The sequence below is a fragment of the Oleidesulfovibrio vietnamensis genome, assembly GCF_055388115.1.
Window position 1 is genome coordinate 95,011 of record NZ_AP042419.1, and the last position, 25,980, is coordinate 120,990.

Here is a 25,980-nt window from a genome sequence, read left to right on the forward strand (position 1 = left end):
CAGGCGGCATGATGGCCTGTTTACAGCTTTAACCGCTCAACCACGGTGCTTTGCTGGTTGTTAAGGCAAAACTTAATGTTTCACGTGAAACAAAAGAAAGCCTGATGAGAAGTCTTTTTGTATTACAAAAAGAAATACGTTGAGCGAGACCATGCAGCAACAAAAAAGCCCGCAAAAGCGGGCCTGAAGTCTGGTGCGGTACACGGCAGCTATTTTTTGTAGTACTCCCGATACCAGCTCACAAAGTTTGCTATCCCTTCTTTGAGCGGAGTTCCGGGCTTGAAGCCGGTGTCGGCAATCAGGTCGTCCACATTGGCATATGTTGCTTCCACATCGCCGGGCTGCATGGGCATCATGTTTTTAACGGCCTTTTTGCCCAGGCATTCTTCCAGAGTCGCGATGAACTCGCCAAGCTCTACCGTGTTGTTGTTGCCAATGTTGTAGATGCGGTACGGCGCGGGGCTGGAAGAAGGGTCAGGAGCTGTTCCGTCCCATTGGGGGTTGGGCTCGGGAGTGCGCATGGTTACGCGCACCACTCCTTCGATGATGTCATCAATATACGTGAAGTCGCGGCGCATGTGCCCCTCGTTGAACACATTGATGGGCTTGCCTTCCAGAATGGCTTTGGTGAACAGAAAAAGAGCCATGTCCGGTCTGCCCCACGGGCCGTACACGGTAAAGAACCGAAGCCCTGTGGTAGGCAGTCTGTAAAGATGGCTGTAGGTGTGAGCCATCAGTTCATTGGCTTTTTTGCTGGCGGCGTACAAGCTGATGGGATGGTCCACGTTGTCGTGTACGCTGAAAGGCATATTGGTGTTCAGACCGTAAACAGAGCTGGACGAGGCATACACAAGATGCTTCACCCCATTGTGGCGGCAACCTTCAATTATGTTGCCGAAGCCCACAAGGTTGGACTGGATATATGAACGCGGGTTTTCGATACTGTAGCGGACTCCGGCCTGAGCAGCCAGATTGACTACATGCGTGAACTGTTCTCTGGCAAAAAGCGCGTCCATGGCCGCGTCGTCGGCAAGATCTGTGGGCGTAAAAGTAAAGCCCTTCTCCTGCTGCAAAAGGGCAAGGCGGTCTTTTTTCAGCTGTACGTCGTAGTAATCATTCAGGCAGTCAAGGCCTACAACAGTATGCCCTTCGGCAAGAAAACGTCTGGAAAGGTGAAACCCTATGAATCCGGCTGCGCCGGTGACTAGTATATGCATGTCTGATTCCTGTTCTGCTGCGCCGCTGCGCAGTCTGTGTGCGTAAAAAATGACAGGCGGAAATATAGAGCAAAAGTCCCCCGCCGTCACCTTTTGCCCTGAAGGTAATCCGGACGGATGAAAAATGCTGGTGGCAGAGGGTATCGCCGCCTACGGTACGCATGAAAAATTTTACGTTCATGCCGGAAGCATTACAGGGAAGCTTGAATCCGGTTGCACTGACGGGCCGCTCTTTTGACGCAGCCGTGTCGTGTGATGAGCCGGTCCGCAAGTTCGCCGTTAGCCCGATAAGGCTCAGCTGACCGGAACAGCACGTGCGCAACGGGGGATGCAAGGGGATCACTCCCCTTGCCCGCCGGAGACATATCACAATGCGATCTCACTCTGCCTCCGGCGGGCTGGGAGATGATCTCCCTGCACCCTCAAAGTGCGCATCGCATAGTTCATAGATACGCCTGCAGCGCGTTGTGCTGCGTTGCTCCGCGCATGGCATGCAGCCGGTACGCCGGTAAGTGCTCAGCTGACCGGAACATCATGGGCGCAACGGGGGATGCAAGGGGAATCATTCCCCTTGCCCGTCGGAGACATAATAGCCTTAAACAAAAGTAAACTGCCTCCGGCGGGCAGGGAGATGATCTCCCTGCACCCTCAAAGTGCGCATCGCATAGTTCATAGATACGCCTGCAGCACGTTGTGCTGCGTTGTTCCGCGCATGGCGTGCAGCCGGTACGCCGGTAAGTGCTCAGCTGACCGGAACAGCACGTGCGCAACGGGGGATGCAAGGGGAATCATTCCCCTTGCCCGTCGGAGACATGAAAAAGTCATCAGAACAGGGACCGCCGGAGGTAAACAAAAAGGGGCCTTGCGGCCCCTTTCGGTGTGTGTTGTGCAGTCTGGTTACTTTTTGCCGTCCATAAACGGCTTAAGCAGGTCAAAGGGAATGGGGATGACAGTAGATGTGCTGCCGGAAGCCATTTCCCGCATGGTTTGCAGGTAGCGCAACTGCAGTGCTGCGGGCGATTCCGCAAGAATTATGGCGGCTTCTTTCAGCTTCGTTGCGGCCTGCTGTTCACCTTCGGCGTTAATGACTTTGGCGCGGCGTTCGCGTTCAGCTTCGGCCTGTTTTGCCATGGCGCGCTGCATTTCTGCGGGCAGGTCTATGTGTTTCAGTTCCACTGCCTGCACCTTTATGCCCCACGGGTCTGTCTGTTCGTCGAGCAGTTGCTGGATTTTTTCATTTATTTCTTCACGCTGCGACAGCAGTTCATCAAGTTCCGCGCTGCCGCACACGCTGCGCAGTGTGGTCTGGGCCAGCTGCGACGTGGCAAACAGATAATCTTCCACTTCAATGATGGCCTTTACCGGATCAACCACGCGAAAATAGACAACGGCGTTCACTTCGACGGAAACGTTGTCCATGGTGATGACATCCTGATTGGGGACATCGAGCGTAAGAACACGTTTGCTGACGCGCACCATACTGTCGATGATGGGTATGAGAATGAAAAGGCCCGGACCTTTGGCGCCGATGACCCTGCCCAGACGGAATACAACGGCCCGTTCGTATTCGTTGAGAATTTTGATTGAAACAATGAAAAACGCTATGACCGCTACGATAATAGGCAGATAGGCAAGCATGATGAAGTCTCCTGTCGGGCGGGTACCGGCTGTCCGGTACTTGCGGTTTTGGTTGCTATTCCTGCACAGCATCCTCCGGTGCCGGATGCGTCGACACATGGAGTGTCAGCCCCTTTGCACCGGTAACTGTGACAGTCTCGCCTTTGGCGATGGGTTGTTCTTCTCTGGTTACGGCATTCCACAGGGTGCCGTGCAGTTTTACGGTTCCTTTGCGGCCCTGCCAGCGCATGACCATGGCCTGTTGTCCTGCCAGCTGATCTGAAGCCATTGCGGATTTGCTGCGCTGCGCCTTGACCGCAAGCCATACCAGACCGCCCATGAAGGCGCTTATGCCCAGTACGGTGGGGCCGATGGTCATCATGGGCAGGCGCAGCCCTTCACTTTCGGGAAAGAGTATGAGCGAGCCGATGAACAGCGCGGCCACACCGGCCAGTGAAAGCAGTCCGAAACTGACCACTTTGATTTCCAGCAGAAAGAGGACAAGCCCCAGAAGAATAAGAAGCAGGCCCGCCGCCGCCGTGGGGAGTATGGTCATGGCATACAGCCCCAACAGCAGTGAGAGCGCTCCGAGCACTCCGGGCAGTATGGCTCCTGCATGGGTAAATTCGACAAAAAGCAGAGCCACACCGGCAAGCAGCAGCAGATACGCCACCTGCGGGTCGAGCAACCAGCCCAGAAAGCGGTACCGCAAACCGGGCTCGTAAGGGATAATGCGTATGTCGTCGGCGGTGAACCGCAATGTCCCCATGCCTGCCGGTACACCCCTGCTGCCCGCCTGTACAAGAAAGTCTTCGGGGGTGGTGGCCATAAACTCCACAACGTTGTTCATTATTGCCTGTGAGGCAGGCAGGCTTTTGCCTTCCCGAACTGCCGAAACATACCAGTCCACATTGCGGTTGCGCCGTTCTGCCAGACCGGACACAAGGCTGGACAGGTCGTTTTTTACCTTTGTGGCCATATCCCCTTTGGTGTCGGCTCCGTCCGGTGTGACAGGGATGGCCGCTCCCATGGTTGTCTGCGGGGCCATGCCGCTGATGCTGGAAGCCGCCACAATAAACACCCCCGCACTGGCTGCATGTGCTCCGGAAGGACCGACCCATACTCCCACGGGTACATCCGCATTCAGAATGTCCTGCACCATTTCGCGCATGGAAGATACAAGGCCGCCGGGCGTGTCCAGCGTCACCAGTACCATGTCGCTGCCGCTTTCGGCCTGTTTGATGGCTCCGCGTAAAAGGTCAGCCGTGGCAGGACCGATGCCCGCCTTTATCGTTACATGCACCACAGAAACAGTGTGTTTCTGCACGGCATTTTCAGCTCCGGAAGCTGGCATGGCAGGGTGAAAGGCTGCGAAAAAGCATAACGTGGCGCAAATGGCCGTTATTTTGCGATACAGAGCATGAGACGTGTTCATCGTGTTCCTCCGTGGACAGGCGGGCATGAAAAAAGAGGATCCGGAGCCAGTGTACAGTAAAGCATATTCTGTGAACAGTTTTTTCGGAGATGCGGGGCGCGCAGGAGGTGGAACAATAATCAGGGCGGCAATTGCAACGGCGGGCTGACCTGACCGGAAATGATGTTGTGTTCTGAAATGAAGACAGTGCGTAATACGAACAGACTGAAAGAAAAAGCCGGCCCCGTACATGACGGCGGGCCGGCTTCGGGATTCAGCGGGAAACTTTCTGCAGGGCGACCTTGAGACAGGAAATGACGGCTTCCACCGGTGCAGGCGACTCAAGCAGGTAGTCGATGTCGGGCATGGCATACAGCCTGAAGCCGTTATAGTGTACAAACTGATACGGACGCAGACCGCAATGGGGGGCAAATGACCGCAGAGCCCTGCTGCCGAAGGCGAACACCCTTCGCGGGCGTATTCTGTTTATGCCGGCCAGAAAAATTTCGGGATTGGCCTGCAGGGGGGCGGCATGTTCGTCGGGCGCGGGTGCGGCGGGCAGAGCCACGGGCCAGAAGGCACTGGTCCCGCGCGGCAGCCTTAGGCTTCCTATGATTTTGCGCAGCAACGCGCCGCGTTCTGCATTGGCATTACCGCACAGGTCGTCGCCCAGCGACCAGTAAGTCCATACCACAGGTGCGGGACCGGGAATTTTGCTCCATGCGGCCTGCCATTGTGGCGGCCACTGTTCCGGGGGCATGCTGCTGGCCTGCGGGGGCGGCGGAGTGTCTTCCTGCATGGTGCAGGCTGCAGGAGCCTCGTGCGTTACAGGGCGCACAGGAGCGGAAGCCCGCCCGGACGGTCTGAAGGCTGAATGATTGCCTGAGGAAGCCTGCACCGGTGTTTTTTCTGCGCGCGGGGCTTGCCGCCGGATACTGCGTGCAGGCGTTTCCGGCGTTGTCTCCTCTGCGGCGGATAAGCCCGAAGAGTGCACCGGACGGCCCGCAGCAGGCGCCTGCGCACGGGCAGAAGCCTGCGGGGCGGCTGTCTGCTGTTCCCGCCTGCCCTGCTCTATCCATGCGGTTACCGCATCATCCATAAAAAGATGCTGTACACCGGCCTGATACCACGGGCGCAGGTCTTCGCGGATGGCTACATTTGCAACAGCCAATCCAGAATCCTCCATGCCACTTCGGTTTTGGGCTGTACGGGCCATTCTTCGGTCCGGCCTGTTTTGTCAGCCACAAAAACTTTGTTGGTGGCCGATTGAAAACCGCTTTCCGGTGTGCCGACAATATTGCCGACTATCATGTCAGCGTTTTTGCGCCGCAGCTTGCCGACGGCGTTTTCATGCAGGTTGCCCGTTTCTGCGGCAAACCCGACAATGCGCTGGTTTTCGCGCTTGGCGGTGCCCAGCGTTTTCAGAATGTCGGTGTTGGGAGTGAACCGGATGGACAGCGTTTCCGTGCCGGATTTTTTGAATTTTTCAGCACCGAAAGGCTCCGGACTGAAGTCGGCGACTGCGGCGGTGAATATACCGGTGTCCATGCGGGGCCACAGGTCGGCTGCTGCCTGATACATCTGCGCCGCACCGGTTACATCGTGCCGTGTGATGTCTGCGGGCAGCCACGGTGTTGCCGGTCCGCAGACGGCATGCACCTGTGCGCCCCGCAGCCATGCGGCCACGGCAAAACAGGCACCCATGACCCCCGAAGAGGGATTGGACCAGAAACGTACGCCGTCCCACTGTTCGCGGGTGGGGCCCAGAGTGACCATGACCTGCTGTCCGGTCATGTCCTGCGGTGTCATGGCCCGCAGCGTATACAGAAAAATGGTATCAAGGTCTGCCAGCCTGCCCTGCCCCACATCCATGCACGCCATGCGCCCGCAGCCGGGTTCCACGGCCACGTGGCCGCGCTGTTTCAGTCTGGCCCAGTTTTCCTGCGTTGCCGGATTGTTCCACATGCGCGGGTTCATGGCGGGGGCAATGACCAGCGGTCCTTCAAAGGCCAGTGCCTGGCACGAAAGCATGTCGTCTGCCAGACCGCAGGCCAGACGCGCCAGCGTGGCGGCCGTGGCGGGAGCGATGAGAAATGCGTGGCAGGCATCCCCGGGGGTGAGATGTCCGAAAACATCGTCACCCACGGGGTACATGCCGGTATATACGGGAGAAGCCCCCAGCGCTTCGAAGCTGAGCGGCGTGATGAACTGGCACGCGCTGTCCGTCAGGGTCACACCGGTATCCGCGCCGGTATCTTTAAACCGGCGCAGCAGATCAAGCGCCTTGTAGGCGGCTACGGAACCGCACACGCCCATGTGCAGGCGTCTGCCGAGATAGCCTGTAAAAGCCAGATGCGCATTGACGGATGCAGGGCTCACTAGTTGACCAGTCCTTCTTCTTTGATGGTGATGTCGCCGGGTACGGCCATGGAAGGCGTGTCCAGAATGGGTTTTTCGAGCCCCACATTGTCACGTCGGGGGGCAACCCATACTTCCAGCTCGGTGTTGGTGGCACCATCGGTGATGTTGATGACGGCGAATTTGTCAGGCTTGGTAAAAAGCAGCAGCGTGCGGGGGCTGATGAACTGAAAACGCAGGCTCCAGCCGTCGCGCTGCATGTTCGAGATGGTGTTTGCAGTCAGCGACCGCGAATCGACCCATCCGGAAAAGCCGAGAAAACCTGTGCGCTCGGCGCCGGTGCCCAGCACAAAAGAATCTTTGAGCTTCATGTCACGGGGCACAACAATGTCGTTGAAGTCGTAGTACAGAAACTGCGAAGCTTCTTCTGTGCCGCCGGAAGTCTTGGAGCTGCCGGTGGTGCAGCCGGAAAGCGCCACCACACAGGCAAGAAGAAGTGCGGGAATGAGGGATTTCTTCATGGGGTCTCCTTGGGAGCAGATAATTCTGAGTTCTGCGGCAACATGGTTCTTATGATGCTGCGCCGCGCAGCGGCGGCGATGTCACTCGGTATGTGACATAGCGCATGTTGTCCTGTCACGCAACGAATCAGGCCCGCGGAGTGCAGCCTTTGCGCGTTGCGGCGGGCACCGGCGCCGGGCCGTGCTGTGGCAGCGGGCAGCGCCGGTGCCGAAAAAGACTTGCCTGCCGTGGCAAGTTCTGGTCTTTTGCGGCAATCCGCACCGGTGCGCCCGAAAGAACCGGAAAACGAATTAAGGACCATTGTTTTATGCATTCCAAGCATCCCACAGATACGGCCCGCCGCTGCGAGGCAGGCACTGACAGCAGCGATACCGCCGCAGACGACTACTCTCTTGCCGGATACCGTTTTGAACTGCCCGAAGAACAGATAGCGCAGCATCCGCCGGAACACCGCGGGGCTTCGCGGCTTTTTGTCATGGACAGGAAGTCCGGTGTTAACACACAGGCTTCTTTTAAGGATATAGGCAGCTTTTTGCCCGAGGGCGCCCTGCTGGTGGCCAACAACTCGCGTGTGCTGCCCGCGCGCATGCTGGGCAGACGCCCCACCGGCGGCAAGGTGGAATTTCTGCTGCTTACTCCGCTGCCGCTGGTACAGCCGCAGACCGGTACAGACGGCCGCAGCTGTGCAGAGGCAGAAGGTCTTCTGAGAGCTTCCAAACGGGTGCGGCCTGGTGATGTAATGCATTTTGACGGGCTGGACGTTGAGGTGCTGCACACTGCCGACTTCGGCCGCTGTGCGGTGCGCATGCACTGGAAAGGCGACCTTGCCGGACTGTTCCTGCGGCAGGGGCATCTGCCGCTGCCTCCGTACATCCGCAGGCCCGACGGAGAAGATGACCACAGCAGATACCAGACCGTGTACAGCAGGCAGGACAGACTGGGCTCGGTGGCGGCACCCACCGCGGGGCTGCATTTCACGCCGGAGCTTACGGCGTCGTTGCAGGAACAGGGATTCGGCTGGGCCGAGGTTACGCTGTATGTCGGCTACGGCACGTTCAGCCCTGTCCGCGCAGAGGATATCCGTACCCATACCATGCACCGCGAGTACATGGAAATAACGGAGCAGGCCGCACAGGCCATAAACGATGCAAAACGGCAGGGCCGGCCGGTGGTCACGGTGGGCACCACATCCACAAGGGTGCTGGAAGGAGCATGGGCCGCATGCGGAGAAATTCGTCCTTTTACCGGCTGGACGGACATATTTATCTATCCGGGGTACCGCTTTAACGTGGCCGACCACATCATCACCAATTTTCATCTGCCGGAATCGTCATTGCTTATGATGATATCGGCTTTTGCCGGGCGCGAAAAAACCCTGCAGGCCTACTGTCAGGCCGTGGCTGCAGGGTACCGCTTTTTCTCATACGGCGACGCCATGCTTATTCTGTAAGTTTTATGGCACAAACCGCCGTTGCACAATTTTGCAAATTGCCGGGACTTGCGGTATACCCACGGCACTTAGAATTACCAAAAAAACTCATGACACAGTGAGCTTTTCTTTTCTGAAAAAAGCTTGCGGAAAAAACAGAGGGTAGTGCGAATGGCACGGGTTACTTTTCTGGATGAACGGTGCAAGGGGTGCCTGCTGTGCACCACTGTCTGCCCCAAGGAAATCATCCGTCAGTCTTCCCGCTTTAACCGTAAAGGGTACAAAGTGGCCGAAGTGACTGAAGAGGACATGGAACAGTGTACGGGGTGCGCTTCGTGCGCGCTTATCTGCCCCGACTTAGCGATACGGGTATACCGGCCCGAAAAGCCCGCCAAAGGCGAAAAGGCAAAGGAGTAGGCGCATGTCGGCAAAGCCCTCAAGAATTTTCATCAAAGGGAACGAGGCCATAGCTCGCGGAGCGCTGGCTGCCGGGTGCACCTGCTACTTCGGGTATCCCATAACGCCGCAGAACGATATTCCCGAGTTCATGTCCACGGCCATCATCGAGGCCGGAGGCGAGTTTGTGCAGGCAGAGTCGGAAGTGGCCGCAGCCAACATGCTGCTGGGTGCCGCTGCGGCCGGCCACCGTGCGCTGACCACTTCGTCCAGCCCCGGTGTTTCGCTGATGCAGGAAGCCATTTCCTACATGGCGGGCAGCGAACTGCCCGGTGTCATCGTGAATATGAACCGCGGCGGCCCCGGTCTGGGTGACATCGGTTCGTCGCAGGGCGACTATTTCCAGTCCACCCGCGGCGGCGGACACGGCGACTACCGCACGCTGGTGCTTGCTCCGGGTACCTGTCAGGAAGGCTACGACATGATGATCGAAGCCTTTGATCTGTCATTCAAGTACCGCAACCCCGTGCTGATGCTGGGCGATGCCATTGTGGGCCAGATGAAGGAACCCGTCACGCCGTGGTCTCCTGAAAAAATTGAAAACTACGGTGCCGCGGACTGGTGCCTGAGCGGTGCCGCCGGACGCGGTCCGCGTCTGCTCAAGTCGCTGTTTCTTGATGACGGGGCACTGGCAGGACAGAACAGGCATCTGCAGCAGAAGTACGAGGCCATGAAGGTCGAAGCAAGAGCCGAAGTATACGAATGCGATGATGCCGAGCTCGTGGTGGTTGCCTATGGTTCCATCGGCCGCATAGTGAAAAGTTCGGTGCGCCGCCTGCGTGCAGAAGGCCGCAAAGTGGGCCTTGTGCGTCCGCTGACGCTCTACCCCTTCCCCGATGCTCCTTTGCGGGCACTGGCGGAAAAAGGCAAGCGGTTCCTTACCATTGAACAGAACTGCGGTCAGATGGTCGAAGACGTGCGTCTTTCGGTCCGGGGTCTGGCCGATTCGGATTTCCACGGTCATATGCCCGGCAACCTGCCCGGTTCAGACGACTTTGTGGAAGCCATAGTCGCAAGGCTGGGGAGGTAAGCCATGCAGAGCGCAAACAACAACGAAAAGCTGGTGTTCGATGTGCCCGAGGTGATGGCCGACCGTCCCACGCACTACTGCCCCGGTTGCCACCATGGTGTGGCGCACCGGCTTGTGGCCGAAGTGCTGACAGAAATGGGACTGGTGCAGGACACGCTGTGCATCGGGTCCATCGGCTGCTCCGTTTTTATATACAATTATCTCGACGTGGACGCGGTGGAAGCGCCGCACGGCCGTGCTCCGGCCGTTGCCACGGGCGCCAAACGCGCGCGCAAGGACAAGTTTGTCTTTACCTATCAGGGCGACGGCGACCTTGCTTCCATCGGACTGGCCGAAATAGTACACGCTGCAAACCGCGGCGAGCGTATTTCCGTGGTGTTTGTGAACAACACCGTATACGGCATGACCGGCGGTCAGATGGCCCCCACCACGCTGGTGGGACAGAAGACCACAACCTGCCCGGGCGGGCGTTGTGCCGAGCACGAAGGTCTGCCCATCAAGATGACGGAAATCATCGCCGGTCTGGGCGGAACCGCCTATGCGGCCCGTGTTTCGCTCGATTCCGTAAAGCATATCCGCGAAGCCAAGCGCGCACTGCGCAAGGCGTTTGAAATGCAGACCAACAACATCGGTTTCGGTTTTGTTGAAATGCTGTCGGCATGCCCCACCAACTGGCATATGGATGCGGTTTCCGCCAACAGGCGCATAGCGGAGGAGATGATCCCCTACTTCCCGCTGGGAGTATACAAAGACGTCACCGCCGAAGCGGATGGAAAGGAGTAAGCCAATGAGTCTGTATCAGGACGTCATCATTGCGGGCTTCGGCGGTCAGGGCGTGATGCTGATAGGCAACCTGCTGGCATACGCCGGTATGGAAAGCGGTCTGAACGTGACCTATATTCCCGTGTATGGTCCGGAAATGCGGGGCGGTACGGCAAACTGCACCGTGGTAGTATCTGACGAGGAAATCGGCTCGCCCATTATCCAGCGTCCCGCCAGCCTCATCATCATGAACCAGCCGTCCATGGACAAGTTCCAGCCCACGATGCAGGACGGCGGCGTGCTGCTTATCAACTCTTCGCTGGTGGATGTTTCGCAGGCCCAAAGCCGAGTGAAGTCCTACGGCGTGCCCGCAAATGAAATAGCGGATAAGCTGGGCAACACGCGTATGGCCAACATGGTGGCTTTGGGCGGCTATGTGCAGGCCACGGGAGTGCTTGATCTGGAAGTGGTTAAAAAGAGTCTTTCCAGCGTTATTTCAAGCCATTATGCGCATCTTATCCCTAAAAACGCCGAGGCGCTGCAGGCCGGTGCCGATCATGTGGCTGCAATGATGTAGCCCGCTGCGGAAATTGACGTTTCACGTGAAACGCTGATGACTGTACAGCCGCCCGCATGGATTCATGCGGGCGGCTTTTTTTATGTACCGGGTGAATGTGTAGCGGCTGCGGGGCGGAACGACGCACAATGCGAAGCTGCCTGCAGCGGAAGTGCAATATGCGGTATGGCACCAGCCCTGCGGCTGTTGCCGTGCTGCAGGGTGCCCGAGCGCAGGCCGGCACTTGCGGCAGGCGCCTACAGCAGGCGGCCCTGTTCCGGCCGGGGCGGCTGCCATACGCGGACAGAGCGTTCCATGCCGCAGGCCGCCGTGCAGCGGTCCACTATTCTGTTCAGCTGTGCGGCGGCAGGAGACATGCAGACATATCTGTCGCCGTAGCGGCGCCTGTACTGCCGCGCCATGCCGGGAAAAAGATGTTCCAGCCGGAGCAGGTAGTGTTCGCGGCAGGCATCGCGCAGCGTCATGCCCGGCCAGAAGAGCACATATGCCGCACCGGCGTCAGCCGCGCAGCGTACAAGGCGGGTGATGTCGCGGGGCGAGTCGGTGATGAAAGGCAGTACCGGCATGAGGGTGATGCCGGCGTATACACCGGCAGCGCGCAGCGCGGCCAGAGCCTTGAACCTCATGGACGGCGGCGGGGCGTGCGGCTCTATGGCGGCGGCCAGCCCGTCGTCCGGCGTGGTCACGGTTATGCTGACAGCCCCGAAGGTACGTTGTGCCTGCGCAAGCAGGTCTGCATCGCGGGTTACAAGGGTACCTTTAGTTATCACATGCACCCCGAATCCGTGCCGGATGAGCAGCTTCAGCGCAGAACGGGTGAGCTGCTCTTCTTTTTCCTGCGGCAGATACGGGTCGTGCATGGAGCCTGTGACCACGGTTCCCCGGGCACGTTTGGAAACTACTTCATGCCAGAGGATTTCCAGTGCATGACGTTTTGCTCGTATGTGCTCCAGCCTGCCGATGCCGTAGCAGTTGCTGCGGGTGTCGCAGTAGATGCAGCCGTGGGGACAGCCGCGGTACAGGTTCATGGTGTAATGTCCGCCGAAAAGCGCGTCCGGCGCGTTTTTCACGCGGGCAAGGATGGTGCGGGCCGCTATGTATTCCATACCGTCTGTATGCACCTGCGGCCGCAAAGGAGCAATGCGCGGCGGGGCAACGCATGACCGGACAATATGCGCGTGCTGTGTGAAGGGTGCTGTCAGCAGCACAGACACAGGGCGCTGCTGCGCAGCCTGCGGAACAGTTTGTCCGCCACGGAACCCATCATGAGATGTTCAAGAATGCCGGACCCCATGCCGCGCCTGCCGGAAACCACCAGCCCGAAGTCGCCTTCGAGCGAAAGCCGCAGGATTGCTTCTACCACATTGCCGTGGGTGACCACGTTGGTGGAGATGCGGTGCGCCGCAATGCCCTGCCCTTCCATGATCTGCCTGCACTGTTTGAACAGCATGCCGCTGTCTGTCAGGCCACACGGCGTTGCACGGCAGACGCGCAGCAGCGTGAATTTGTGGGGGCTGTCACTGCCCAGCAGGCTGGCGATATGATGTACCGCGTTGAACGCCGAGGCGGAGCCGTCCACACAGATGAGCACTTCCTTTGAATCACGCGCCTGCGGCGGACAGAGCCACAGCGGCACCACGCACGACTGTTTGACCATTTCACTGGTGATGTCCGGAGTGCCTTCCAGCATGTTTTCCAGCCATGTGCGGCCGCGGTTGCCCAGCACAATGGCTGCATGGCCTCCTGTAGTGCCCTGATGCAGGATGTCCCAGTCCATGGAGACGGAATCAGGCACGGCGCACAGCCGGATGCGCTGTTCGTGTACTCCGGCCTGCAGCAGCATGGTTCTGGCCTGTTCCAGACTTTCATTGCCCAGGGCCAGATGGCGGTGGAACTCTTTTTCGTCCATGCCTGCCTCGCCCATGACAAGCCCGTAAGGGCCGATGCTTTTATAGCGTCTGGGCGGGGCCACATACAGCAGTGTAATGCCGATGGACGGCGAATCGTGCAGAAAGCGGGCAGCAAACTCCGCCGCATGCAGCTGGGCAGGCGTTTCGCTGACGGTCACCAGCACGTCTCGTCTGGGGACCGGTGGTATGGGCGGTATGGTGCGTCCGCCGGATGGCTGTGATACACGCATGATTCACACTCCGTAACAGGTACTGGCGTCATGTGCCGGTATCACGCTCCCCGAAGCAGGGGGCGTAACATGCCGGTATTTACGCGATATGTGACTATACGGATACTCAACGGAAAAGCAAACCCTGTCGCAGGCTGATTCATGGCAGGCAGCCCTGCGCCGTGTCAGCGTATCTCCGGAGGGTGCGGGCATATGTTATGCGCGGGACGGGTGACGGGGCGCAGCCGATAGGATACAATGGAGCGTTATCGTATAAATGTTCCGGCATGGGCCGCTGGACGGGCCGTATGTGTCCGGCTGTGTCGTGCTGTCAGGCCGGTTTTCACAGGAGGTTTTCAGCATGCTTGATTTTGATTTCCACAACCCTACCCGCATTGTTTTCGGCAAAGACAGACTGGCGGAGCTTGATACGCTGGTTCCTGCCGGTGCCACTGTGCTTGTTCTGTACGGCGGGGGCAGTGTCCGCCGGTTCGGCACGCTGGACAAGGTGCGGGCTGCCCTTGAAAACGGCAGAACCGTTCACGAGTTCGGCGGCATTGAACCCAACCCGCGGTACGAAACACTGCTGAAGGCGGTGGAAAAGGTCCGCAGTGAAGGGGTGGATTTTCTGCTGGCTGTGGGGGGCGGTTCCGTAATGGACGGGACAAAGTTTGTGTCGCTGGCATCGGTGCATGACGGTGATCCGGAGTCGCTGCTGTACCACGGCTTTGCCGGTGTGCCCGCCGCAAAAGCTCTGCCGCTGGGATGCGTGGTAACGCTGCCCGCCACCGGTTCTGAAATGAACATGGGAGGAGTTATCAGCAAGGGTGACGGAAAGTTCCCCGTACTCTGCCCGCTTACCTTCCCGAAGTTTTCAATTCTTGATCCCACGCTTACCTACTCGCTGCCTGCCAGACAGGTGGCAAACGGAGTGGTGGACACCTTTGTCCATGTTATGGAGCAGTATCTCACCTTTCCCGTGGAAGGACGCTTTCAGGACAGAACCTCGGAAGGCATCCTGCTGACCCTTATTGAAATCGGACGTTACACCATTGATCACCCCGAAGATTATGATGCCCGTGCGAACCTTGTATGGTGCGCAACCATGGGGTTGAACGGCCTTATCGGTTCCGGCGTGCCGCAGGACTGGGCAACCCATATGATCGGGCACGAGATTACGTCTCTTTACGGGCTTGATCACGGCCGGACGCTGGCTATCATTCTGCCTGCCCTGATGGATGTGCGCCGCGATGCCAAACGCGAAAAGCTGCTGCAGTATGCCGAGCGCATCTGGAACATCACCGGAGGCACAGACGATGAGCGCATTGATGCCGCCATTGCCCGGACAAGAGCCTTCTTTGAGTCTCTGGGCGTTAAAACCAGACTTTCCGACCATAAGCTCGGCGTTGAGCATTTCGACGCTGTAATCAAGGGTCTGGAAGCAAAAGGCCTGACAGCCATGTCCGAGCGCGGCGACCAGACGCTGGAAGTAAGCCGGAACGTTCTGAAGGCTGCCCTGTAGCGTCCATCGGACAGGATGATTACGCTTAGTAAACAGCCCGCAGGCCATGTGGCCTGCGGGCTGTTTTTTGTCCTTATGGGGCTTTTTTCACAGCTATTGTTGTGTGCACAGTCGCTTGGCGCACCTGTCGAAAGGAATAAAACGGGTTGTCGGATGCTGCCCCTTTATTTGGCATTGAAAATAATTTTTGTTATCAACTCCAGAATAGAATCAAAGCTATTGCCAATGTGAGGGTGCGTTGAAAGTTGAGGAAATGGCCGCTCAGAGTGCATGTTGCGGGGCAAAAGATGGTTTGGGCAAGATGGAACCAGCGTGTTTTATGTCGATAAATAAACATCTTATGGCAAAGGTACAGATCATGTGCTGTTGCTGTTTCTGTTTCTGATAAAAAAATCAATCTTTCACGGGAACTTCATATAATTATGTCAAATGTCCTGTTGGCTTTATTGTCATTTGTTGTTCCGGGGGCAGGTCAGATAGTTAAGGGGAAAGTGTCTAAGGCCCTGATTCTGGCATCAGGCAGCTCAGCCGGTTATCTTGTTTTGAACGCTGCCGTGGCACTAAGCAATGACCGGTACTTGGCGCTGGTCGTTTTTGTAGTGCTGCTGGATACTGCCATCCGCTTATACTCCGCTGTTGACGCAGCGCGTCTGAATAAAGCTGCAGATGCGAAAGGTAGTGCAGGGAAATGGTCAAGGCTGGCGCTTGTTGCGGGGCTTGCAGCGGCAACTCTCGGACCGGGCAGAGAATTTCCTGCGGGTAGATTACATGCATTTTCCATAGCCTCCGGCAGTACGATGTTGTCGCCAGAGCTTGAGGCAGGAACAGCGCTATTGGGCGTCCCGTATCAATACTGGGAGCAAGAGCCTGTCAAAGGTGATTTTGTGATAATTGAGCAAAAAACAACAGGCCCTTTTAGCAAGAGTCCTTTTATATTACAGGTTCATGGCGTTGCGGGCGAAAAATGCCCTGCGTCTGTCTGCACGCGCTCAGGAACGTTTGCTGGCGCAGGCGATGGTTACCTGATACCCAAGGGGCACTATGTTGTCGGTGCCCGTAATCCGCAAAACTTTCAGACTCTCGTTTCTGAAAAGGAAATAACGGCAAAAGCCGGATACGTGTACTGGCCCCTGAACAAGATGCGCAAGCTGTGATCTGATGGCAGCTGGCTGCGCCGTATACAGGCTGCAGTATGCGGGCAACCTTCGCAGATATAAACTCCGGCAAGGCTGCCGGCATGCACAGGCATGATTGTCTTGATAGGTTTGTAAGGTTTCCGACTGATAAAAAAGGCTCCTTTTCAGGAGCCTTTCATGTTTGTTTTTCTTACCGGATCGTACCCGCGTTATACAATCCAGTCGTCGTCTTCTTCGATGGGGGTGAATCCGCGGCGCATGGTGTTTTCCGTCACTACGCGCGGGTCCATGAACTGCAGCAGGTAGTCGGGGCCGCCGGTCTTTGAGCCGACACCGGAAAGCTTGAAGCCGCCGAATGCCTGCCGTTCCACCAGCGCGCCGGTGCTGCCCTTGTTCAGGTACAGGTTGCCCACGCGGAATTCTTTGCGGGCTTTTTCGAGATGTTCCGGACTGCGCGAGAACACGCCGCCGGTCAGGGCAAACCGGGTGCCGTTGGCGATTTCCAGCGCTTCTTCAAAGGTGGAGGCCCGCATGACGCCGAGCACGGGACCGAATATTTCTTCCTGCGCTATGCGGCTGTCGGGAGTAATGTCGGCAACCACGGTAAGCGGCACATAGCAGCCACGCGCGGGAATATCGTCGCGCGAAACCAGTATGGTACCTTCTTCTCTGGCTATTTCAATGTATCTGCCGACGTTTTTCTGCAGCGAGGCATCGGCCAGCGGGCCCATGTAGTTTGCCGGATCTTCTGCCGGTCCTATCTTCAGGTCGTTGCAGGCTTCGACCAGCCGCTTCACAAAGCGGTCGTATATGGGGTCCAGCACGATGACCCGCGAGCAGGCGGAGCACTTCTGCCCCTGAAAGCCGAATGCCGAATAAATGACCTGCAGCACGGCCTCGTCAAGGTCGGCATCGTCATCAATGATAATGGCGTTTTTGCCGCCCATTTCGGCGATGACGCGTTTGCAGTGGTGTTGTCCGGGCTGTACAACGGCCGCTTTTTCCTGAATGCGCAGGCCTACTTCCATGGATCCGGTAAAGCAGATCATGTTGATTGCGGGGTGTTCGACAAGATAATCGCCCATGACCGAGCTGCGTCCGGGGCAGTAGTTGAATACGCCGTCGGGCAGTCCTGCTTCGCGGAAGACCTCTGTCAGGTTGTAGCCGATGCGCGCGGCAATGCCGGATGGTTTGTAAATGACCGGATTGCCCGTCACTATAGCCGCAGAAGCCATGCCGATGGAGATGGCAAAGGGAAAGTTCCACGGCGAGATGACGGCGGCAATGCCTTTGGGCTGGTAGAACAGGTGGTTGTGTTCGCCGGGGGCGCGGCCCATGCGGCGGGGCCTGCCCAGCCGGAGCATTTCGCGGGCATAGTATTCCATAAAGTCTATGCCTTCGCCCACATCGTGGTATGCCTGATCCCACTGTTTGCCCACTTCAAGAATCTGCCATGCGGACAGCCTGTAGGCGCTTCTGCGTGCGGCGTCCGCGGCCTTGAACAGGTAGTTGGCGCGGTCTTCGGGTGACACATCGCGCCAGATGAGAAACGCCCTGCCCGCCGCCTCGATGGCCGCATCGATTTCCGCTATGCCCGCCTGACATACATCGGCGAGTTTTTCATCGGGGTCGGCCGGATTGGTCGTTGGCATGGTGTCCTGCGTGAACACTTCTTTACCGCCGATGAACAGAGGGACGGTGCCGCCTGCGGCGGCGCGTACCTCGGCTATGGCCCGCGGAAAGGCGGCCCGCTGTTCGGGTATGGTGAAGTCTATCATGGGATCATTGCGGAACGGCGGAATGCCTCCCGTGCCGGAAGGCTCCACCGGTGCCGGACGGGCTGCCAGCTCGCGCTGCAGGGTCAGCTCCGGATTTTCAAGCAGCCGCTCCATGTCGGTGCCGTCGGCAAAGCTCTGTCGCAGAAATGATTCGTTGGCTGTGTTTTCCAGCAGGCGGCGCACCAGATATGCCATGCCCGGAATAAGCTCGCCGTAGGGGCAGTACAGCCGCACCCTGCCCGCCACATTCAGCAGGCCTTTGCGGACCGGTTCGGCCATGCCGTACAACACCTGAAATTCGTATCGTGTTTCGGGCACGCCCAGCTGGCGGGCTGTTTCCATGGTGGCGGCAATGGTGCGGATATTGTGCGAACCGCAGGCGAAGTAGCAGATGTCGCTGTTTTCAAGAATGGTGCGGGCCATGCGTTCAAAACACATGTCGGACTGTGGTTTGTGCACCCATACGGGAATGTCCCAGCCGTTCTGTCTGGCTATGACGGTTTCGGCGTCCCAGTAAGCGCCCTTAACCAGCCGGATGGCAATGGGCAGCTTTTCGGTGCGGGCCCAGTGCAGCAGGTCGGCAAGGTCTTTTTCCGATTCACGCAGATAGGCCTGCAGCACGATGGAAAGATGCGGATAATGACGGAATTCCGGCTCGCTGCGCAGTCTGCGGTACAGTTCAAGCGTCATTTCCTTGTATTTCAGCGCTTCCATGTCAATGCACAGAAAGCCGTTCATTTCTACAACCTTGCGGTACACGGGCACAAGGCGCTTCATGATGCCCTGCACCGAGCCTTCTATATCCACGGGTTTGGCCTGTGAATACAGTGCGGAAGGCTTGATGGATACGTTGACTCTGGGGGTGCAGCCCCAGTCTGTGTCCGTGTCAGGGCCGGGACCTTTCAGGGGCGACCATTTGTCCTGTTCTCTGGCCAGCGCGTCAAGCACCTCCAGATAGCCGTCGCGATAGGCGTCGGCCTCTTCCTCGTTCACAGTCGCTTCGCCCAGCAGGTCCACGGTAAAGGCAAAACCGTCTTTGCGCAGTTTGGCTATGGATTTGACGGCTTCTTTGGCGTTCTGGCCGATGATGAACTGCCGGCCCATGTTTTCAATGTTGGAGCGGATGGTTTTTTCCATCAGCATGGCGGTCAGTTTGCCGCCTATGCCGGCTTTTCCGGCTCCCCATTTGAGCACTGCGGGCACGTCGCCGCCTTCGGCGAAGTATTCGCGGATATGCCGCGAAAGAGATTCCGAGGTGTTCAGATACGGGAAAACGTCGACAAACCGGAAAAGCTGGACTTTGAAGTCTTCATTTTTCATGGCCCAGTCCATGACTTTGCCGGTCCACCATCCCTTGTTGAAGATGGACGGAGCTTCGCCGCTGATGCTGGTGAAAAATTCTTTTCCGCGCGAGACAATTTTTTCGTCTGGCATGGTTTCCATGCGGTCCTCCTCGGAAGCGGTAAGGTGTGAGTGATTCGAGTGAACGGCTCTCCCGTCATGCCGCGTTGCAATGCGGCATTTTTATTGATTTTGTGAAGTTGTACGTGTTCGCACTATTCAAGGCAAGTATGTTTGTACAAAAATGGTCAGTCGTTGCAGTTGGTGCGTGCCGTGCAACAGTTTGAAAACGTTCTGCCTTTCCTGCGCTCAGAGCCGGTGCAAAAAAAAGCCGGAAAGGATTTCCTTTCCGGCCTGATGGCGGTGTTGTGCCGTGCCGCTGTGATAACATGCCGCAATGCCGCAGAATGAACGGCGTTCCGGGCTGCTTTCCGGTAATTTGCCGAAAAATTATCTGATGTCCAGCGAGCCTCTGAAGTCATCCCAGCTGGTGATGCCCAGCGTATCCACCAGCTGCTGCAGTTCATCCACCAGCCGGAAGGCGCAGTCGGGGCGCATGAAGTTGGCGGTGCCTATCTGTACGGCGTGTGCGCCCACCAGCATGAATTCCAGTATGTCTTCTGCCGTGGTGGCTCCGCCGATGCCGATGACCGGAATGCTGACAGAGCGGGCGGCCTGCCATACGCAGCGCAGGGCCACTGGTTTGATGGCAGGGCCGGAAAGTCCGCCGATGACATTGGCCAGCAGAGGCTTGCGGCTGCGGATGTCCACGGCCATGCCGCTCAGCGTGTTGATGCACGAAAGCATGTCCGCCCCGCTGTCTTCCACTGCACGGGCAATTTCGGCAATGTCGGTGACATTGGGCGACAGTTTGACGATGACGGGCTTGGTGCCGGAACGGCGTTTTACGGCGCCGGTCACCCGGGCGGCCTGTCTTGCATCCTGTCCGAAGAGTATGCCCCCTTCACTTACGTTGGGGCACGAGATGTTCACTTCAATGGCGGCAATGCCTTCTTCGGCGGCAAGTATGCCGGCCAGTTCGGCAAATTCGTCAGGGTCGCAGGCATACAGGTTGGCGATGACGGGTGTTTCCTGCCAGGGCAGCTGCGGCAGCTTCTGCGTGATGAAGTTTTCGACGCCGGAGTTCTGCAGCCCCACGGCGTTCAGCATGCCGCATGCGGTTTCGGCGATGCGCGGCATGGGGTTGCCGGCACGGGCTTTAAGCGACAGACCTTTGACCACTATGCCGCCCAGACGGGCAAGGTCGCCGTAAGGGGCAAATTCGACACCGTAGCCGAATGTGCCGGAGGCCGTCATGACGGGGTTTTTCAGCTCAAGGCCGTGCAGGCCGCTGGGTATGGTGACATGCAAATCCACGACAGCGCTCCTATGCTTTATCCAGGTCTACCTGATCGGCCCAGAAAACCGGACCGTTGTTGCAGACCTGCGCTTTGCCCGCCTGCGTGTGGTGCAGGTGGTGTTTTTCCGTCGTGCTGGTGACGCATCCCAGACATCCGCCCACGCCGCAGGCCATGCGGGTTTCCAGCGAAAGCTGGCAGCGCGCGCCGTATTGCAGGGCAAAACGCTGTACCGTGCGCAGAAACGGAGTGGGGCCGCAGGCCAGTACCAGCCCGTCCTGTTCCGCGTATTCGGCGATGCGTTTTTCCAGACGCTCGATGAATCGCAGCAGGTCGTCGGGGCATTCTTCCTGATGGTTGTCGGCCATGATTTTTTCGTTGATGCTTTCAAACGGATAGCATCCGAGAGGCATCCGGTGGCCGAATTCCATCCACAGGTTCCACGGTTTGGGGTGCGTGTGGGCATAACCGATAAAGGGAGCGATACCAATGCCGCCGGCCAGCATGAGCGTGGGCGTTTCAGGCTCCACCGCAAAGCTGTTGCCCAGAGGCCCCCAGACCACAACGGTGTCGCCCGCTTTCAGGTCTGCCAGTCTGCGGGTGCCGCGGCCCACTGCCTGAAAGAACAGAACCAGATCGCGGCTGCTGACGCGGCAGATGGAAAAGGGACGGGCCCACAGCATGTCCAGCGCCCATCCCTGAGGGCGTATCATGACAAACTGGCCGGGTTTCCAGCTTTTCCAGCGGGGTTTTTCAAGGCGCAGAGCGTAAAACTGCGCATCTCCCGAAACCTGTCCGAAGGGGACAGTATCCAGCACCTTGAGTTCGGTGCATTGCTGTTCGCTCATTTCAAATTCCTCGTATTTCTTAGCCGCGCGCACTTTGGCGCAGGCATGGCTCCCTATTGTCTAGGGCAGGAGGTTGAGCGGGTCAACACTATCTTGCCAAAGAGCGGCGATGGCGCGTTCTTCTGCGCGGCGGGCCGCGCAGAGTGGGCGGCAAAGGCAGGTAAGCGGAGATTTACATGCGGCGCGGCTGCAAACTCATAGTGTTTTCATCGGCGCATGACAAGAGGAACCCGCCGGTGTTCCGATTTGCAGCGCTGCCGGATTTTTTTTGCGGGCGGCACCCCGTGGCGGAATCATTGCTGTTGCATCTGGGCCCGACTATGGTTAGATGCAGGGTTGCAGGCGGAACTGTGCCGGGGTGCTGGTCTGTCTGCCGCGTGCCGTGTATCTGACGGAACTCCTTTCAGACATGGCCGTCCGGCTGCCTTGCCGCGCAGAGTGCGCTGGTGCGGCCGTATTCCTTCCGCCCCGCAACGGAATCTGATCATGAAAAAATTACCCGAAATACTTGCCCCTGCAGGCGATACGCAGTCTTTTCTTGCGGCACTGGCCGCCGGCGCCGACGCCGTGTACGTGGGCATGAAGCATTTTTCCGCCCGTATGCAGGCCGACAACTTTTCCGTCAAGGAACTGGCCCGCATGGTTGAACTGGCAAGGCGCGAAGACCGCAAAGTTTACATAGCGCTCAACTCCATGCTTAAACCGACCGACCCTGCCGCGGCGGGACGGCTCATACGGCGGCTTGCGCGCGGTGTGCAGCCCCATGCGCTTATCATGCAGGACCTCGGCGCCGTGGAGATGGCCAGACAGGCGGGATTTGAAGGTGAAATTCACCTTTCGACACTGGCCAACATAACGCACCCTGCAGCGTTGCACGCTGCCCGCCGCATGGGGGCGGACCGTGTCATTCTGCCGCGCGAGCTGGATATAGACGAGGTGCGCCAGTGTAACGACGCCTGTCCCGAAGGGCTTGATCTGGAGCTTTTTGTGCACGGGGCCCTGTGCTACTGCGTTTCGGGCCGCTGCTACTGGTCCAGTTACATGGGGGGCAAGTCGGGGCTTCGGGGACGCTGTGTGCAGCCCTGCCGCCGTGTGTACAAGCAGAAGAGCCGCGAGGGGCGGTATTTCTCGTGCCTCGACCTCTCGCTGGACGTGCTGGCCCGCAACCTGCTGGACATGGAAAATCTGTCGTCGTGGAAGATAGAAGGGCGCAAGAAAGGCCCCCACTATGTTTTTTACACTGTCACGGCATACCGCATGCTGCGCGACAATCCGGGCGATCCTTCGGTACGCAAGCAGGCAGAAGACCTGCTGAAGCAGGCGCTCAGCCGTCCCACTACCCATGCCCGTTTTCTGCCGCAGCGCCAGCATCCGGTGACGGCCCCCAACGATTCGACCAGTTCCGGCATGCTTGTGGGCAAACTGGCGCGCGATAAAAAGGGTGCGCTGGAGTTCAAGCCCCGTATGGAGCTGCAGCCGCAGGACTTTCTGCGTGTCGGGTTCGAGGATGATCCGTGGCACCGCACTGTGCGCGTGACCCGCAGAGTGCCCAAGGGCGGGGCCTTTACTCTGCCCCATGCCAAAGGGCGGCCGCCCGCGGCGGGAACTCCCGTATTTCTGATCGACCGGCGCGAGAAAGACCTTGTGGACCTGCTGCGCCGCTGGGAAGGCCGTCTGGCCGACGTGCGCGGCGGCAGCGAGACCTCCGTGGATTTCGAACCGGTGCTGCCGGCACGTCTGGACAAGCCGGGCAAAGGGTTTACCGTGCTGCTGCACGGCAGTATTCCCAAAGGCAGGCGCGGCGGACGCGAAGGCGGCGTGGTGGACGGACTGTGGCTGTCTCCCCGCACAGCCGAAGTGTCGCGGACGCTGGTCTCACGGTATTCGTGGTGGCTGCCGCCCGTGATCTGGCCCAACGAGGAAGACCAGTGGAAACGCCTTATCACGCAGGTGCTGCGCAACGGCGCCCGTCATTTTGTACTGGGAGCCCCGTGGCAGATGGAGCTTTTTCCGGAAAATGCCAAAATAGCGCCTGTGGCCGGTCCTTTCTGCAACGTGGCCAACCCCGCCGCTCTGGCCGTGCTGGAGCGCATGGGGTTCCGCGGGGCCATAGTAAGCCCCGAGCTGTCGGGCGAAGAAGTGCTTTCTCTGCCGTCCATGAGTCCCCTGCCCCTCGGGGTGGTGCTTTCGGGCTACTGGCCCATGGGGGTCACGCGTAATCCGCTGCAGCCGCTCAAACAGGGCGAACCCTTCCTCAGTCCCAAGCGTGAACCTTTCTGGGCGCGCCGCTACGGGCAGAATACGTGGATTTTCCCGGGGTGGCCGCTGGATATCACCGCTCATCAGGATGAACTGAAGGCTGCGGGGTATACGATCTTTGTTCATATGAAAGAGCAGCCGCCGCGCGAAGTGCCTGAGCCGTCGCGCAGCAGTTCCTTCAACTGGGATCTGACGCTGCTTTGATGCGTACAGCAAAGACCGGACGGGTATCCGTCCGGTCTTTTTGTATGCAGAGTCCGCAGCGTGTCTTTGCAGCCGGTACGGGCCGGCAGCGGGACAGGTATAAAACTGCATTCAGCGCCACAGTCTGGTGAAGCATTCTTCCACGGCATTTCTGCTGCGCAGTCCGGAAAGCCAGTGTACGGGTATCCAGTCCTGCCCGTGGCGCGCCCCCAGCAGCATGCCCAGAGCAAGACCTCTGGCACAGGAATCCCCGCCGCCCATGACATTTTCCACCAGCGCTTCGGCCGGTGCGTTTTCATACCGGACGGCCAGATGCACCACGCTCATGAAGGCGCCCTTCATGCCGCATGCCTGCCCGAAGCGTGATACCGCTTCGCATCCTTCCAGAGCGGCGTGCATGTCGGCAAATGCCAGCCAGTCCTGTGCGGGCAGCTGCGCATAATCAGCCCCGGCAGCCGTGGCGAGCGCCTGCGGAACGTTCTGCCCCTGCAGCAGGGCGTGTGCGGCGCGCGCCATAAATTCCGCACCGTCGGCAACCAGCACGGAGCCGTGAGTCATCAGGCATTGTGCGCGGGCGGCAGCCGCCAGTCTGTCCTCATGGTCTCCCAGTACGGCAAGCAGAGGTGCGACCCGTGACGCGCCGGAAAAATCGGAAGTCACGGCGCCGGTTTTGTCCGGAGGCAGTCCTTCTGTAAACCGTGTCAGCGCATCGCGCGATGCCCTGTCCATATACCCGTTGTAATGCACCATCATCTGCTGCCATCTGGCGGCAAAACGTGACAGCGAAAAATCGCCGGTTTCCGCCACAGCTTCAAGCAGCAGCAGGGTCTGGTCGCCGTAGTGCGACAGGTCGCCCGCTTCTTTGCCCGCATGATGGGTGTTCAGGCGCGGGGCAAGCAGTCTGTCCACCCTGCCCAGTTCGCGCGTAATGCGTTCCCGGTCATATTCCCAGTGTGCGCCCAGCGCCAGCGAATCAGCCACAAATGAGGCCAGAATGGCCGAACGGATTTTGCTCATACAGCCCTCCTTGGTCAGAGCCGGTCTGTATTTTTACCTACGGTAAGCCAACAGACAGGCTTTGGCTATGTGCAGAAGGCGTAACTGCGGCAATAAAAAAGGCGGCACCCCGCAGGGTGCCGCCGGAAAGACGCAAAAAACCGTCAGAAAGCTACTGTACAGTACAGGTTTCCTTGGCTGAACGCACGAGGGTGTCTTTCATTTCAGCCACATAGTCTTTTACTTTGTCAGACTTTTTCCATTCCTCGAACATGCTTTTCCATGTGCTGAATTCCATGAAGGATTTGTCCAGCTGCTCTTCGTGCGACTGCACCCAGATGTTAAAGAGCTGCATTTCCAGCTGGAAGACGGAGCTGTCAAAAACTCGCGCCGCCAGATCATTGCGCATGGTGCGGCCTTCCAGACTGGTGGCCACAAAGGTGCAGACGGCGTTGCGCGACGATTCAAAGGTGATTTCTTTATTGTTCAGAAGCTCCAGCATGCCGGCCAGATGAGCATAATCCTTGGTGATATGCTCTTCCGCCTGTTCCGGAACACGGATAAGCAGAGCGGAATCTTCTTCTTCGTTGATAAAATAAAAGCGAAGCCAGTTTTCAAACATCATGACTTCGACAATCTGGTTAAGGGCCTTGCCGAATTCCGTGGACATGAGAACTCCTCGATTCCTGATCTGGCGCGGATTGCGCGTGTGCAGACTATGGACACTCAGCAGGGCGGCGTCAAGTCCAAAATTTCACAAAGTCCGCAGAGCCTGCAGTGCAGTGTTCCGCCGGCGGATACGGCGCCGCCGTCAACCGGCACGGAAAGCCGCAAACACGGAAGAATGCGGTATAACGTACCCCGCGGACTTGGACAACTGCCCGGCTTTTGCTATGAATAGTGCTTGCATGTGAGTCGGCTTTACGGTAATGGGCTTCTCCCTTGCGGCCTTTGCAGGGGATTCCCGCCGCGGTCGCCCGCAATCACATGGCAGGCCTGCCGGTCTGCTGCATACGCGCAAGGCTCTGCCTCGCACC

Annotated in this window: 21 protein-coding genes; 8 read left to right on the forward strand and 13 right to left on the reverse strand. The window is 58.3% G+C overall.

The window, feature by feature from the left end:
- Positions 1-209 precede the first annotated feature (209 nt).
- The 6 genes from ACZ5D1_RS00430 to ACZ5D1_RS00455 form a co-directional block, all read right to left on the reverse strand.
- On the reverse strand, positions 210-1,217 hold the full coding sequence (locus ACZ5D1_RS00430; protein WP_011366228.1) for an NAD-dependent epimerase: 1,008 nt from the start codon (positions 1,215-1,217) through the stop codon (positions 210-212).
- An 897-nt stretch (positions 1,218-2,114) separates the two neighbouring features.
- Entirely contained in the window at positions 2,115-2,855 is a 741-nt protein-coding gene (locus ACZ5D1_RS00435; protein ID WP_011366229.1) for a slipin family protein, read from the reverse strand.
- A gap of 55 nt (positions 2,856-2,910) precedes the next feature.
- Positions 2,911-4,269, reverse strand: coding sequence for an NfeD family protein (locus ACZ5D1_RS00440; protein WP_011366230.1), 1,359 nt, complete (start codon positions 4,267-4,269; stop codon positions 2,911-2,913).
- Positions 4,270-4,522: 253 nt separating this feature from the next.
- A complete protein-coding gene (locus tag ACZ5D1_RS00445; RefSeq protein WP_464555563.1) occupies positions 4,523-5,419 on the reverse strand; it encodes a hypothetical protein in 897 nt (298 codons plus the stop codon).
- Positions 5,401-6,627 (reverse strand): bifunctional phosphopantothenoylcysteine decarboxylase/phosphopantothenate--cysteine ligase CoaBC, encoded by a 1,227-nt coding sequence (gene coaBC / locus ACZ5D1_RS00450; RefSeq protein WP_011366232.1) that lies wholly within the window; start codon positions 6,625-6,627, stop codon positions 5,401-5,403. Before coaBC ends, ACZ5D1_RS00445 begins: the two co-directional genes overlap by 19 nt.
- A complete protein-coding gene (locus ACZ5D1_RS00455; protein WP_011366233.1) occupies positions 6,627-7,127 on the reverse strand; it encodes a hypothetical protein in 501 nt (166 codons plus the stop codon). The genes coaBC and ACZ5D1_RS00455 overlap by 1 nt, the downstream gene beginning before the upstream one ends.
- Positions 7,128-7,435: 308 nt before the next feature.
- On the opposite strand from ACZ5D1_RS00455, the gene queA reads away from it, so the two are divergent.
- The 5 genes from queA to ACZ5D1_RS00480 all read left to right on the forward strand — a co-directional run bounded on the left by queA (position 7,436) and on the right by ACZ5D1_RS00480 (position 11,382).
- Positions 7,436-8,578: a tRNA preQ1(34) S-adenosylmethionine ribosyltransferase-isomerase QueA gene (gene queA, locus ACZ5D1_RS00460; RefSeq protein WP_027182063.1), complete on the forward strand. Its 1,143-nt coding sequence runs from the start codon at positions 7,436-7,438 to the stop codon at positions 8,576-8,578.
- Positions 8,579-8,728: 150 nt separating this feature from the next.
- Positions 8,729-8,974 (forward strand): 4Fe-4S binding protein, encoded by a 246-nt coding sequence (locus ACZ5D1_RS00465; protein ID WP_011366235.1) that lies wholly within the window; start codon positions 8,729-8,731, stop codon positions 8,972-8,974.
- Between the two features lie 4 nt (positions 8,975-8,978).
- Positions 8,979-10,043 carry a 3-methyl-2-oxobutanoate dehydrogenase subunit VorB gene (locus ACZ5D1_RS00470; RefSeq protein ID WP_011366236.1) on the forward strand — a complete coding sequence of 355 codons (1,065 nt, stop codon included), beginning with the start codon at positions 8,979-8,981 and terminating at the stop codon, positions 10,041-10,043.
- A 3-nt stretch (positions 10,044-10,046) separates the two neighbouring features.
- On the forward strand, positions 10,047-10,826 hold the full coding sequence (locus ACZ5D1_RS00475) for a thiamine pyrophosphate-dependent enzyme (RefSeq protein ID WP_011366237.1): 780 nt from the start codon (positions 10,047-10,049) through the stop codon (positions 10,824-10,826).
- A 4-nt stretch (positions 10,827-10,830) separates the two neighbouring features.
- Positions 10,831-11,382: a 2-oxoacid:acceptor oxidoreductase family protein gene (locus tag ACZ5D1_RS00480; protein WP_011366238.1), complete on the forward strand. Its 552-nt coding sequence runs from the start codon at positions 10,831-10,833 to the stop codon at positions 11,380-11,382.
- Between the two features lie 236 nt (positions 11,383-11,618).
- On the opposite strand, the gene ACZ5D1_RS00485 is transcribed toward ACZ5D1_RS00480, so the two are convergent.
- On the reverse strand, positions 11,619-12,488 hold the full coding sequence (locus tag ACZ5D1_RS00485; RefSeq protein ID WP_148204088.1) for an SPL family radical SAM protein: 870 nt from the start codon (positions 12,486-12,488) through the stop codon (positions 11,619-11,621).
- Positions 12,489-12,580: 92 nt separating this feature from the next.
- Positions 12,581-13,522 (reverse strand): universal stress protein, encoded by a 942-nt coding sequence (locus ACZ5D1_RS00490; RefSeq protein ID WP_027182065.1) that lies wholly within the window; start codon positions 13,520-13,522, stop codon positions 12,581-12,583.
- A gap of 340 nt (positions 13,523-13,862) precedes the next feature.
- Between ACZ5D1_RS00490 and ACZ5D1_RS00495 the strand changes: the two genes are divergently transcribed.
- Both ACZ5D1_RS00495 and ACZ5D1_RS00500 read left to right on the forward strand, forming a co-directional pair.
- Positions 13,863-15,023, forward strand: a complete 1,161-nt coding sequence (locus ACZ5D1_RS00495; RefSeq protein ID WP_464555567.1) for an iron-containing alcohol dehydrogenase — start codon at positions 13,863-13,865, stop codon at positions 15,021-15,023.
- 422 nt (positions 15,024-15,445) lie between these two features.
- Entirely contained in the window at positions 15,446-16,177 is a 732-nt protein-coding gene (locus tag ACZ5D1_RS00500; protein ID WP_464555568.1) for a hypothetical protein, read from the forward strand.
- A 191-nt stretch (positions 16,178-16,368) separates the two neighbouring features.
- Here the strand turns inward: ACZ5D1_RS00500 and ACZ5D1_RS00505 are convergent, their stop codons facing one another.
- The 3 genes from ACZ5D1_RS00505 to ACZ5D1_RS00515 form a co-directional block, all read right to left on the reverse strand.
- Positions 16,369-19,380 carry a proline dehydrogenase family protein gene (locus ACZ5D1_RS00505; RefSeq protein ID WP_464555570.1) on the reverse strand — a complete coding sequence of 1,004 codons (3,012 nt, stop codon included), beginning with the start codon at positions 19,378-19,380 and terminating at the stop codon, positions 16,369-16,371.
- A gap of 348 nt (positions 19,381-19,728) precedes the next feature.
- Positions 19,729-20,655: a dihydroorotate dehydrogenase gene (locus tag ACZ5D1_RS00510; protein ID WP_011366244.1), complete on the reverse strand. Its 927-nt coding sequence runs from the start codon at positions 20,653-20,655 to the stop codon at positions 19,729-19,731.
- Between the two features lie 10 nt (positions 20,656-20,665).
- Positions 20,666-21,484 (reverse strand): iron-sulfur cluster-binding protein, encoded by an 819-nt coding sequence (locus tag ACZ5D1_RS00515; protein WP_011366245.1) that lies wholly within the window; start codon positions 21,482-21,484, stop codon positions 20,666-20,668.
- Positions 21,485-21,970: 486 nt separating this feature from the next.
- Between ACZ5D1_RS00515 and ACZ5D1_RS00520 the strand changes: the two genes are divergently transcribed.
- The gene (locus ACZ5D1_RS00520; RefSeq protein ID WP_027182069.1) at positions 21,971-23,947 is read left to right on the forward strand and encodes a peptidase U32 family protein; all 1,977 of its coding nucleotides are present in this window, start codon (positions 21,971-21,973) and stop codon (positions 23,945-23,947) included.
- Positions 23,948-24,058: 111 nt separating this feature from the next.
- On the opposite strand, the gene ACZ5D1_RS00525 is transcribed toward ACZ5D1_RS00520, so the two are convergent.
- On the reverse strand, positions 24,059-24,964 hold the full coding sequence (locus ACZ5D1_RS00525; protein WP_273195673.1) for an ADP-ribosylglycohydrolase family protein: 906 nt from the start codon (positions 24,962-24,964) through the stop codon (positions 24,059-24,061).
- A 151-nt stretch (positions 24,965-25,115) separates the two neighbouring features.
- Positions 25,116-25,613, reverse strand: a complete 498-nt coding sequence (locus ACZ5D1_RS00530; RefSeq protein WP_011366248.1) for a hypothetical protein — start codon at positions 25,611-25,613, stop codon at positions 25,116-25,118.
- Between the last annotated feature and the right edge of the window lie 367 nt (positions 25,614-25,980).